Here is a 12,044-nt window from a genome sequence, read left to right as displayed (position 1 = left end):
TTAACTATGAAAGAAAAAAATTCTTACTTTACATCCTCAAATCCTATTAAAGGAGTCTATGGTGATTTCATAGTTACTTTAGATGATAAAAAAGAAGTTCTATTTTACCGATTATCAATTCTTTTCTGCGGATTATTCTTTTTAATAGGAATAGCTCAATGGTTTTTTAATGGATCTCATCAAATGTGGATTTGGCTATTGTGTATGTCATCAAGTATAGGTTTAAGTCTTAAGTGGATACATATATATCTGAGAACATTACATCAAATACTAACAATTCTCTGGTTATTGGGTTTTATTGGATTGCTGATACTTTTGTATCATTTCGGAACAACAAATCTAATGTATGGCCTCAGAGAAAATCCAAAATCGATATTACTTATAGGTCCACTTTTTGCTTCTTTAACTGGGATAGGTTTCAAAGAGTTTTTTTGTTTTAGAAGAATTGAGGCAATAGGGATAACGATTTTTATTCCAATTGCTTTACTTGGATATTTAACTGAATTAGCTAATGAAAGTTTTACTTTTGCAACGCTAGTTTTGTCTTCCTTGCTATTGATATCGATGGGAATAAGGAAATTCAACCTACCAGCAGAAGCTGACATAGGAGATAAAAGCGTTTTTGATTATTTAGAAAGCCAAAGAAAGGAAGCTAAAAGTATCTGATAGTTGAATAAATCAAATAATTATCAATTCAACAAAACCTACATATGATCTTTTTGTAGGTCTTAAGTCAGGGAATGGTGAGGAAATCCAACCAAATTTACAAACCACGTGCAATATTCCTCCGTCATAATTAATGTGTTAGTCAAACGATCCTGCTCTTACAAGACGCTATGAAAACTATTGACGAGCATATTCAAAAGGATGAATCCGAGATCCAAGAAGCCAAAGCTCAAGGGAATGAATCCAAGCTCCATCATTTAGAAGATGAACTTAATTCTCTAAAGGAATACAAGGAGCATCATCCTGAAGACAAGCATGATCCAAATGCTTTGGAACTATTCTGCGACGCCAATCCTGATGAACCAGAATGCTTGGTATACGACGATTAAATTTAAAAACAATTAATAGTAAAAGCAAAGGGGAGGCAAATACTCCCCTTTTTTTAGGTTATATCAATAATCCATATTAAAATCCGATGGGCTTCCAGTTAAAGAGCAAACAACTGCCTCCTCATTTTTCATTTGACGTACTTCAGCGATTGGTCTCCCCATTTTCTTTAGAACATTAATATCTTGATCAGTCTGGCAGCGAGCAATAATTTCTCCTTGTCCATCAAAACAACTGTAAAAATCCATAATTTTAGTAACTCTCTTTAGTTATGACCAAAAATTAACTGCAAGACAAGTAGGTATGATTCACTCATAACAATTAATTAATATCCAAGTTCGTTCCAAATAGAACTCAACAAATCATCCAGACCAAATTTCGTTACTGCAGAAATTATATGTACCTTTTTCATAGTTAGTTTCTCAATATTATTTAGAAGTTTTTTAATTTGATTCTCATTTAATAGTTCTTTTTTATTCAGAACAAAAATTCTTGGCCTAGAAATCAAACCATGACCGTACGACGTTAATTCCTCATTAATGGTTTTGAAATCATTTATCGGGTCAGCTGATGCTAAGTCAATTAAATGAAGTAAAACCTTTGTTCGTTCAATATGTCGAAGAAAATCATGCCCTAATCCAATACCTTTTGAGGCTCCAGCAATCAAACCAGGAATATCTGCAAAAACTGTTCCATCTCCTGAGGGTCTTCTTACTACTCCAAGATTAGGAATTAAAGTTGTAAATGGATAATCAGCAATCTTTGGTCTTGCAGAGGAGAGTACAGAAATCAAAGTACTTTTGCCTGCATTGGGCAAACCAATAATTCCAACTTCTGCTAATAGTTTCAATTCCAATTTCAATGACCATTCTTCACCTGCTTTCCCTTCAGTAAATTTTTCTGGAGCTCTATTGCTATTTGATAAATAACGAGCGTTCCCGAAACCTCCTTTTCCACCAAACGCGACAATAAGTTGTTGGCCTTTATGAGTTAAATCACCAAGAATAATATTTGTAGAGAGATGTCTTACCTCCGTTCCACATGGAACTTTAAGTATAGTGTCATTTCCTGATGCTCCAGTGCATTTGTTAGGGCCACCTCGTTGACCATTCTCGGCAGAAATTAATTTTTGAAATTTGAAATCCAAAAGAGTTTGTAAATTATCATCAGCCTCTAAAACAACATTTCCTCCTTGTCCTCCATCTCCTCCCGCAGGACCACCTGCTGGAACATACTTTTCTCTTCTAAAAGCAGAGATACCATCACCACCCGAACCCGCTTTGACATCAATAATAGCCTGATCAATAAATTGCATTTAGAAATATCTATAGTCAATAAACTAAATAATAATTCTTACATTCATACTTGCTAAATTAAAAAACTAAAACACTGTTTATAACTTTCACCTCAATTTCAATCAACCATCCACACAACACTACATCCAGGGCCGCCATCATGAGGTTCAGCATCGGCTACTTTTTCAATATATGAAAGTGAATCAAACCACTTCCTCAAACCTTTTTTCAGTTTCCCAGAACCAATTCCATGAATAACCCATAAAGCTCCGGAACAATTCCTCAATTTTTCTTCAATTACCCCCTCCGCTTCATGCACGCGTAAACCTCTTACATCTAAGGTATTTTTTTTAGTACGAACTAAAGATAAATTCTTTCTTACTACCCGCGAAGTTTTTACTTGCACGCTTTGATTTATTTCGGCTTTTTGACCATCAAGACTTTCTACTTCAGTCAAACTAACTTTGCTTCGAAATACACCACACAATACTGTTAATTGCATTCCATCATCTGAGAAAGAAATTATTTCACCTGCTTTACCTATAGAAGACAATCTAACTTTTTCACCAATTTTGGGAACCCAGCCCGGCAAAGGAGGGACCCGCCTATCGCTTCGATATCCCTTTTCCATTTGCCGTAATCGTCTACCAGCAATTCTTGCTGTTTCACCACTAGCATTTTGATCTCGCAAACGTTTAATCAAATGTCTAACTTCTTTTTGACCTTCTCGAATTGATGACTCCAGTTTAAACCTTCCTTGTTCATTAAACTTCTCCGTTTGTTGACGTTGTTTCTGCCAACTATCAAGTAATTCTTCATGTAATAATTCAGTTTTTGCTAATAAAGCTGCAGCATCTTCAGCTGCTGATTGCTGCCGCTCACGTTGTTTTTCTAAACCTTTAATGACTTGATTAACATTATTAACGCTTGCAGGATTAATAAACTCTTGAGCACGTTTTATCACTTCCGAATCAAGACCAAGTCTTTTTGAAATCTCAATTGCATTACTCCTACCAGGAATTCCCCATTGCAAATGAAAGGTTGGCTTTATTGTTTCACTATCAAAAGAAACCGAAGCATTTTCAAATCTTGAATCAGTATATTTTAGTGCTTTTAATTCTCCAAAATGAGTAGTAGCAAAAGTTAATCGTGCTCTATCCGCCATTGTCTTCAACAAAGCCATAGCCAAGGCTGTACCTTCAGAGGGATCAGTTCCTGCTCCAACTTCATCTAAAAGAACGAGCGTCGTACCACGGGAAGATGCTATGGCATTAAGTATTCGACTTATACGAAGAATATGTCCACTAAATGTAGATAAATTCTGCTGTAATGACTGCTCATCACCAATATCAGCAAAAACATATTTACACCAGGGTAATCTTGGCGAACCAGTACATGGTAAAAGTATTCCTGCTTTTGCCATTAAAACTGCTAGACCAATACTTTTTAACGCAACTGTTTTGCCTCCAGTATTAGGGCCTGTAATCGCAACAACTTTTAAATCAGAAGGGACATCAAAAGTAGTTGGAACTACTGTATTTTTTCTCTCATGAAAATCATTCCATACTAATAAAGGATGGCGAAAATCTTTAATATCAAAAAGTGTATTTTCCTTTTCATCAAGAATTGCTGGCACCCCGTTAAGCCATTTAGAGTAACGAGCTCGTGACAATGCAAACTCAATATGTAAAAGAATCTCTCCTAAATGAGCTATTACATCCGCATTTAACCCAACCTCCTTACTCCAATTAGCTAAAAGTCTCCTCTCTTCATTGGAGATTTCAGAATCTATTTTAGCCAAACGATTCCCTATTGATATAACAACTTGTGGCTCGACATAAATCGTATTTCCTGAAGCCGAACTATCATGAACCATTCCCTTAATCTGATCGGAAGTCCCAGCTTTAAAAGCTAAAACAGGTCTTCCATACCTCTCCGAGATAATATTGTCTTGAAGTAATCCACCATATTTCCGGATAATATCTTGAAGAATATCTTTTCTTTGAAGACGTACCGAATTCCTATGGCGTCGTAATTCAGAAAGTTTTGGACTAGCACGATCAGCAATTCTCCCACCTTCATCCAGGCCGAATTCGAGGAGTTTTTGCAAATCAGGCAACGTTGCAACATCTTTGAGCAATTCAGAGAGTCGTGGACGTGTTAATTGATCAAATATTAGTTTTCGTAATTTTCTAGCAGCTCTCAACGTGTCAGCGACTTTTAATAAATCCTCACCTATTGCAACACCACCTTTGGAGCATATCAAAAGAATATTTTCCAAATCATGAACACCCTCAAAAGATATTCCTCCATCAACAGAAATATCTAATGATCCAATTTCTAACGTTTGGGACAATAGCTCCTTGCTAATAGATATCTCTAATGGCAAATCAAAGCTTCTACATTTATTACGACCTTGTTGGGTTACCGCAAATGTAGACAAATGGCTACAAACAGTTGGCCATTCAAGTAACTCCAAAGATTCTAGAATTATTTGTGTTTTTCCTGAATTATCCTGATTTATTGGAAATTCCATTCTTCTAAAATTCTATTGATTTGTTGGAATTCCTGTTGATGGGTGATAAAGCATTTCCAACCAATTACCTTCTGTATCTTTCAAGTAAAAAGAAGAAGTTCCATCTCGATGATCATGCAAAGCACCAACCTTTACACCTTGATTTTTTAAAGATGAATGAAGGTTTTCTATTTCATTCTTATTAGTGAAATGAAATGCAAAATGTGGACCAGCCGCTTTATAGCCCGGTCCAAGCAAAGCAAGGCCATCTTTATTTTCTCCTGTTTCTAAGTAACACCAATCAGGATCATCCCAAACAAGCTTCATTCCCAAGCTCAAATAAAAACTTTTAGCCCTATCAACATCTTCAACTCTTATAGCTACATGGCCAAGCCGATGAACTTCTTCAATGTTTAATTCAGACTGTTTTTCTAGCATTACTTTTAATTGAAGATTGAAATTTTAAATAATTTTCTTAATTAACTCTATTGTTCTTTTAACCATCCTGCGGCATCACACGCATGATATGTAAGGATCAGGTTTGCTCCAGCTCTTTTGAAACTCAATAAAGTTTCTAAAACAATTGCCTTTTCATCAATCCATCCTCTTTGAGCAGCAGCTTTGATCATTGAATACTCTCCACTAACGTTATAAGCAGCAATTGGTAATTCTGATTCTTCCCTTAATCGATAAATAATATCTAAATAAGCCAAACCAGGTTTGACCATTAGGATGTCCGATCCCTCTTGTTCGTCAAGTTGAGCTTCTGTTATGGCTTCTCTAGCATTAGCTGGATCCATCTGATAGGTATTTTTATTTTTCGGGATAGGCTTATTTGATAATGATCTGGGAGCAGAATCTAAAGCTTCTCTAAAAGGGCCATAATAGGCAGATGAATATTTTGCGGTGTAGCTAATTATTCCAACATGTTCAAAACCTTCATCATCTAAGGCTTCTCTGATGGCTCCTACTCTTCCATCCATCATGTCGCTTGGTCCAATTAAATCTGCTCCCGATTGTGCTTGGACCAATGCTTGCTTACATAAATAATCAACGGTTTCATCATTCAAAATTATACCTTGACTACTAACTATTCCATCATGGCCATCGCAGGAATAAGGGTCTAAAGCGACATCAGTCATGATACTCATTTCAGGTATCTCTATTTTCAATCTTTCAATAGCCCTTGGTATTAAGCCTTTTTCATTAAAACATTCAGCTCCATCTTCTGTTTTCAGCTCATCTGGAACTTTTGGGAATAGAACGACACATCTAATTCCTAGATTCCAAGCCCGTTTAACTTCATCCACCAATCCATCCATTGACCAGCGAAATGAACCTGGCATCGCTGGTATCTCTTGAATATCTAAACCTTGATGAACAAAAAGAGGATAAATAAAGTCAGAAGCAGAAACATTGTTCTCTCTAACCATCTCTCTCAAAGAGTTTGTTCTTCGAAGGCGACGGGGCCGATAAGTAAGATCCATATTGATCAATAGAGATAACTACATAACAGATCACTACATTTTACTTCCTTTAAGTCCTCGCCTGATCAAACCAACTTGATCGGGGTTCATCTATTCGAACAGATCTAAGCTTTTCAATAAGTCTCAACTCATCATCTGTCCAGTTTTCCGGTAATTTTAATTTTAGAGTAAAGAACAAATCCCCTTGGGTATCTAAATCATGAAATCCTTGCCCTTTTAATCTAAATTCTTGCTCAGGCAAACTTCCAGAGGGAATTGATAAATATGTATCTCCTCGAGGAGAGGCAACCAAAACATTTGCTCCCAAAGCCAATTCATCTAGAGAAATAGGTAAGTCCGCATAAATATCTAAACCTTTGACTTTCCAAATTGGATGGGATTTGATAGATATTTCAATCAACAAATCTCCTCTTTTCCCTTTTCCAGGCTGTATGTTGCCCTTGTTCTTAATACGTATGATTGATCCTGTTTTAATCCCTTTTGGGATGTTCACCTCGATTCGTTCATTATTTACCAAAAGATTCTTTTGAGCTCCATTCAAAGCTTCTAAAAAACTAATCTGCAAATTAAATTCAGCATCAAGATTTAATGATTGAGCATTCATGTCTAAGGATATATTTGAGTAAATTTCTTGACCGACCTCGCTAAATTTTCCAATTAAATCACTCAAAAAATCATCAAAGTTTTTATATTCATCAAAACGCTTGTCATTTTTTTCTCTGGCAAAATCCCTAGGCTTTCCATAACTATTTTTAGACCAATAACTTAGATATTCTTCATAAGACTTTTTTTTATCCACATCAGAAAGAATTTCATAAGCTTCATTGATTTCTTTAAATTCTGATTCAGCAGCAGCATCATGTGGATGCAAATCAGGATGAAATTGTCTAGCAAGTTTTCTGAAGGCACTTTTAATTTCTTTATCGGTAGCATTTCTACTAATACCAAGTATTTTGAAATAATCCTTAAAACCTTTTAATTCCATGAAAATAAAGCTTTTTCAGTTGCTAAGGGTCAATCTTTGAATGATTTTTCCTAAATCTAGTATTTAAAAATTGAGAATGGCGAACGTAATTGAACCTTAAAGAGATAGGCTTATTCAAGTGAATTCAAGTAAGGAGAGTCGATTGGCGTTAATTAATGGCTTTCACCTGAAAAATATTAGAGGTGACGTATTAGGCGGCTTGACCGCTGCGGTTGTAGCACTACCACTAGCTTTAGCGTTTGGTAATGCGGCACTAGGCCCTGGAGGCGCTATTTACGGCCTTTACGGAGCAGTCGTAGTTGGATTTCTCGCCGCATTGTTTGGAGGAACTCCTGCTCAAGTCAGTGGTCCAACTGGGCCGATGAGCGTAACAGTTGCTGGAGTGGTTGCTAGCTTGGCGGCTGTAGGAGTACCAAGAGATTTATCTGCTGGAGAAATTCTTCCTTTAGTAATGGCTGCTGTAGTCATTGGGGGATTGTTTCAGATTTTATTTGGCCTACTAAGGCTTGGTAAATACATCACACTTGTCCCTTATTCAGTCGTTTCAGGCTTTATGTCGGGAATTGGAGTAATCATAATTACTCTCCAAATAGGACCTTTACTTGGGATATCAACTCGAGGAGGGGTATTAGAGTCTCTCTCAACTTTAGTTAATAATTTTGAACCAAATGGGGCTTCAATAGCAGTTGCAATAATGACACTTGCGATAGTATTTCTGACCCCCCGCAAAATCAGTCAATGGGTCCCCTCTCCTCTTTTATCATTATTAATAGTTACTCCTTTATCACTAATTCTTTTTGGCGATAGTTCAATAGACCGAATAGGAGCAATACCAGAGGGTGGTCTTTCTTTAAGTCTCCCAGATCCAAGTCTTGGCAATTTCTTCCCAATAATTCTTAAGGCTGGACTAGTCCTTGCTGTTCTTGGCGCTATTGACTCCCTTCTTACATCTCTTGTAGCAGATAATATCTCTCAAACCAGGCACAATTCTGATAGAGAACTCATTGGACAAGGTATTGGAAATGCAATAGCTGGTATTTTCACAGGTTTGCCAGGAGCCGGGGCAACCATGAGAACAGTAATAAATGTCAAATCTGGAGGTTCCACACCAATCTCAGGAATGGTTCATTCAGTTGTATTGCTATTTGTCCTTGTTGGTGCAGGGCCTCTAGCAGAGCAGATTCCTACAGCTCTTCTTGCAGGAATTCTAATAAAAGTTGGTTTAGACATTATTGATTGGGGATTTTTATTAAGGGCTCATCGACTTTCTCTTAAAACAGCAAGTGTGATGTATGGCGTCCTTTTGATGACAGTTTTCTGGGACTTGATATGGGCTGTACTTGTTGGTGTATTCATCGCAAATATGCTCACAATCGATTCTATTACGGAGACTCAGTTGGAGGGAATGGAAGCAGATAATCCATTTGATTCAACATCAAATAACAATGCAGCAAATTCACAACTTCCCTCAGATGAAAAAGCACTTTTAGATCGCTGTGCAGGAGAGGTAATGCTATTCAGATTAAAAGGACCACTTAGTTTTGGAGCAGCAAAAGGCATTACTGAGAGAATGATGCTTGTAAGAAACTACAAAGTTCTAATTCTTGATATTACTGATGTACCTAGGCTTGGAGTTACTGCTACTCTAGCAATAGAAGATATGGTTCAAGAAGCACTAAACAACTCAAGGAAAGCATATGTTGCTGGTGCAACAGGAAGAGTAAAAGACAGACTTGCTAAATTTGGAGTTGATGTAATTGGCACAAGAAAAGAAGCTTTAACAGCTGCAATTGACAACCTCAATGGTTGATAGTCAATAATGTATCTATCTGATTGATTGCCTTAAGAACTAACGAGAAATGGGACAAAACCTTTTCATCCAAAATGCTTTAAGTCCTCCTATACTTTTTTTCTTTTTGGGTGCAATTGCATACGCATTAAAGTCTGATTTTGAGATTCCAGCTCCACTTCCAAAATTATTTTCTTTATATCTTTTACTTGCAATAGGATTTAGAGGCGGCATTGAGCTACAACAAAGTGGCTTTGGTTTTCCAGTTCTTCCAACTGTGATAGCAGCAATATTAATGTCACTATTAATCCCTCTTATTTGTTTTGTAGTACTGAGATTTAAGTTTGATGTTTTTAATGCAGCAGCAATATCAGCTGCATATGGATCAATAAGTGCAGTGACATTTATTACTGCTGAAAGCTTTCTCGAAAGTCAAAATATACCTTTTGATGGTTTTATGGTTGCCGCTTTGGCTCTAATGGAGTCACCAGCAATAATAATTGGTCTTCTCTTAGTCAAATTTGGAGCGCCCAAAGATAGGCCCATCAAAAGAAAAATGAAATGGGTATCAATTATTCATGAGTCAATGTTAAATGGTTCTGTCTATCTATTACTCGGAAGCCTTCTCATAGGTTTTTTAACATCAGCGATTGATCCGTCTGACATAAAGAAAATGGAACCATTCACCGCTGAATTATTCTATGGCGCAGAATGTTTTTTCCTGCTTGACATGGGAATTGTTGCTGCCCAACGCCTCGCTCGCCTCAATAAGACTGGTGCCTTTCTAGTTATGTTTTCAATTTTCATGCCAATCGTGAATGCTGTACTTGGATCAGTTGTAGCCAGATTTCTTAATTTAGGTCCAGGTAATGCTCTTTTGTTTGTAGTTCTTTGTGCTAGTGCTTCATACTTAGCTGTACCAACGGCAATGAGAATGACTGTTCCTGAAGCCAGACCTAGTTATTACATTTCGACCACTCTTGGATTAACTTTTCCTTTTAACATCATCATTGGAATACCAGTATATATGGGCTTAGTAAACACAATGATTCCATCAATTGGGTAACTAAATATCATGAAAAGACTTGACTTAATTTTTAGTGAAAGAGAGTTAAATGATGTTCTATCAGCATTAGAAAAAGCTGAAGTTCCTGGCTATACCGTTATGAAACATGCAACTGGACGGGGTCCAGAAAGAATCGTCACTGAAGATATGGAATTTACAGGATTTGGGTCAAATGCACACGTAATTATTTTTTGCGAGCAAGACATAATAGATAAAATACGAGAGAATATAAAATCTGTGCTTAGTTACTATGGAGGTGTGGCCTATGTTTCAGAGGCAACGCCTCTTTAAAAAATACTTATGATTTGAATGAGTTAGGCGTGAACCCAATCAACACGAATTGATTTGCGACTATTTAAATATCTATCTATTGCCATAGCAGCAATACATCCATCCGATGCTGCAACAACAGCTTGCTTAAAAGGAGTATTTCTAATATCGCCAATCGCCCAAACCCCTTCGACTGTTGTCGACATAAAGTCATCCACCAAAACTCCCCCGTCCTCCTTAAACGCGACCTGTTCACCTAGAAAGTCAGTAATAGGCTTTGAACCACTCATATACACAAAAACTCCCTCAAGAGCTATATCTTGATTAGTGTCAATTGAACGATTTTTAACCTTAATACCTGTCACCCCAGAATCATTACCTTCAATTAGCATTAACCTCGTCTTACTCCAATGCTTCACATTTGGTTTTGATAAGAGATCTTGTGCATGATGATCTTCTGATTTTGGATCATTGGAGGTTATCCAATGAACTTTAGAGGCAAATTTTGTAAGAACATTTGCTTCTTCAATTGCCTCTTTATTAGTACCAACAACTGCGACTTCACGATCTCTATAAAAAGCTCCATCACAAGTCGCGCAGTAACTCACACCTCTTCCAAGGAATTCCGCCTCTCCTTTAAATGATGCTGGCCTTCCCATTGCACCACTAGCAACGACAAGCGCCTTTGCTTTAAAAGTTCCCTCTGGTGTGTAAATCGTTTTCCAGTCACCAGTAGCATCAATTCCAAAAACTTGAGCTCTGCGATAATCAGCCCCGTACTGAGTAGCTTGATCTCTCATCAATTTCAATAGGGCCTCTCCGCTCATTTCACTAGAAACACCTGGATAATTGGCAATTTGATGTGTTATTGCTAGCGCACCTACATCAGGATTCTTATCGAGAATTACTGTTTTCAAGTCTGCACGGGAAGTGTAAAGCGCACAACTGCAACCAGCAGGCCCACCACCAACTATGACAACATCAGTTTCAATGGTTTCCAATGGAAAATCTCTTAGTTAGGTTTTGATCTCTCGAGAAGAGAAAAGGATGTTTTGAGATCACTTGGGTTAACAGATTAAACTTTTACCCCAAATCAAATCAAATGTTTGTTTTCTTCAACTCTAATGAAAATATTCTAGGTTGAGTGATAACAAACAATCTTCTAAATAGATTTAATTGATTAAGAGCAAATCTGCATATAGCCAGTTTCAATCTGAAGACACAAAAAACCCTGAATCTTCTAAAGTGAAAGCTGATTAATTAGATCATTGAGCGACTCAGAGATACTGCTAAAAGCAGCCATAAACCGAATAGCAGCTCGGATAACGAATAAAGTGGTCCATTCTGCCCAAGAATTCACCGAACTTGCTGAGGAATTGCCACAAATACTCCAAAATGAATGGGATAGCTTTAAAGAAGAGGTTATTGAAGAATCTGAACGTTTAAGGAAAAAACCTAATTCATCAAAAGAGAAAAGTTCTAGGGAAGAATTAAGTAAAGAAGATTTAATTCAGATTAAAATAGATAATCTAAGATCAAAGGTTATTGATATCAACAAAGATATTGAGGGGAAAAATTGATATT

At 36.9% G+C, this 12,044-nt stretch carries 13 protein-coding genes; 6 read left to right on the top strand and 7 right to left on the bottom strand.

Translation table 11 applies throughout. From position 1 onward, the window contains the following. The first annotated feature begins 6 nt into the window (after positions 1-6). On the top strand, positions 7-666 hold the full coding sequence (locus AC6EIY_RS09365; RefSeq protein ID WP_498506646.1) for a DUF2301 domain-containing membrane protein: 660 nt from the start codon (positions 7-9) through the stop codon (positions 664-666). A gap of 170 nt (positions 667-836) precedes the next feature. Further along, entirely contained in the window at positions 837-1,055 is a 219-nt protein-coding gene (locus tag AC6EIY_RS09360) for a CP12 domain-containing protein (protein WP_498462105.1), read from the top strand. Positions 1,056-1,118: 63 nt separating this feature from the next. On the opposite strand, the gene AC6EIY_RS09355 is transcribed toward AC6EIY_RS09360, so the two are convergent. The 6 genes from AC6EIY_RS09355 to AC6EIY_RS09330 form a co-directional block, all read right to left on the bottom strand. Then, positions 1,119-1,301, bottom strand: coding sequence for a hypothetical protein (locus AC6EIY_RS09355; protein WP_413389723.1), 183 nt, complete (start codon positions 1,299-1,301; stop codon positions 1,119-1,121). A gap of 77 nt (positions 1,302-1,378) precedes the next feature. Next, the gene (cgtA, locus tag AC6EIY_RS09350; protein WP_498506645.1) at positions 1,379-2,368 is read right to left on the bottom strand and encodes an Obg family GTPase CgtA; all 990 of its coding nucleotides are present in this window, start codon (positions 2,366-2,368) and stop codon (positions 1,379-1,381) included. 98 nt (positions 2,369-2,466) lie between these two features. Then, entirely contained in the window at positions 2,467-4,884 is a 2,418-nt protein-coding gene (locus AC6EIY_RS09345) for an endonuclease MutS2 (protein ID WP_498506644.1), read from the bottom strand. A 12-nt stretch (positions 4,885-4,896) separates the two neighbouring features. Then, complete coding sequence (locus AC6EIY_RS09340; RefSeq protein WP_498506643.1) at positions 4,897-5,301, bottom strand: VOC family protein; 405 nt, start codon at positions 5,299-5,301, stop codon at positions 4,897-4,899. Between the two features lie 47 nt (positions 5,302-5,348). Then, positions 5,349-6,350 carry a porphobilinogen synthase gene (hemB, locus tag AC6EIY_RS09335; protein ID WP_498506642.1) on the bottom strand — a complete coding sequence of 334 codons (1,002 nt, stop codon included), beginning with the start codon at positions 6,348-6,350 and terminating at the stop codon, positions 5,349-5,351. A 49-nt stretch (positions 6,351-6,399) separates the two neighbouring features. After that, positions 6,400-7,335: a DnaJ C-terminal domain-containing protein gene (locus AC6EIY_RS09330; RefSeq protein WP_498506641.1), complete on the bottom strand. Its 936-nt coding sequence runs from the start codon at positions 7,333-7,335 to the stop codon at positions 6,400-6,402. A 142-nt stretch (positions 7,336-7,477) separates the two neighbouring features. On the opposite strand from AC6EIY_RS09330, the gene AC6EIY_RS09325 reads away from it, so the two are divergent. Genes AC6EIY_RS09325 through AC6EIY_RS09315 form a run of 3 tightly spaced genes read left to right on the top strand, consistent with a single transcriptional unit; the run spans position 7,478 to position 10,481 of the window. Then, complete coding sequence (locus AC6EIY_RS09325; RefSeq protein ID WP_498508205.1) at positions 7,478-9,145, top strand: SulP family inorganic anion transporter; 1,668 nt, start codon at positions 7,478-7,480, stop codon at positions 9,143-9,145. Between the two features lie 49 nt (positions 9,146-9,194). Continuing rightward, the gene (locus AC6EIY_RS09320) at positions 9,195-10,190 is read left to right on the top strand and encodes a sodium-dependent bicarbonate transport family permease (protein ID WP_498506640.1); all 996 of its coding nucleotides are present in this window, start codon (positions 9,195-9,197) and stop codon (positions 10,188-10,190) included. Between the two features lie 9 nt (positions 10,191-10,199). After that, on the top strand, positions 10,200-10,481 hold the full coding sequence (locus tag AC6EIY_RS09315; protein ID WP_498506639.1) for a P-II family nitrogen regulator: 282 nt from the start codon (positions 10,200-10,202) through the stop codon (positions 10,479-10,481). Positions 10,482-10,504: 23 nt separating this feature from the next. Here AC6EIY_RS09315 and AC6EIY_RS09310 read toward each other — a convergent pair whose 3' ends face one another. Then, positions 10,505-11,461 (bottom strand): NAD(P)/FAD-dependent oxidoreductase, encoded by a 957-nt coding sequence (locus AC6EIY_RS09310; RefSeq protein ID WP_498506638.1) that lies wholly within the window; start codon positions 11,459-11,461, stop codon positions 10,505-10,507. A gap of 267 nt (positions 11,462-11,728) precedes the next feature. Between AC6EIY_RS09310 and AC6EIY_RS09305 the strand changes: the two genes are divergently transcribed. Continuing rightward, a complete protein-coding gene (locus AC6EIY_RS09305) occupies positions 11,729-12,040 on the top strand; it encodes a hypothetical protein (RefSeq protein ID WP_498506637.1) in 312 nt (103 codons plus the stop codon). The last annotated feature ends 4 nt before the right edge of the window (positions 12,041-12,044 follow it).

This window comes from Prochlorococcus sp. MIT2304 (genome assembly GCF_059772405.1).
This window is presented reverse-complemented; position numbering and strand designations above follow the sequence as displayed.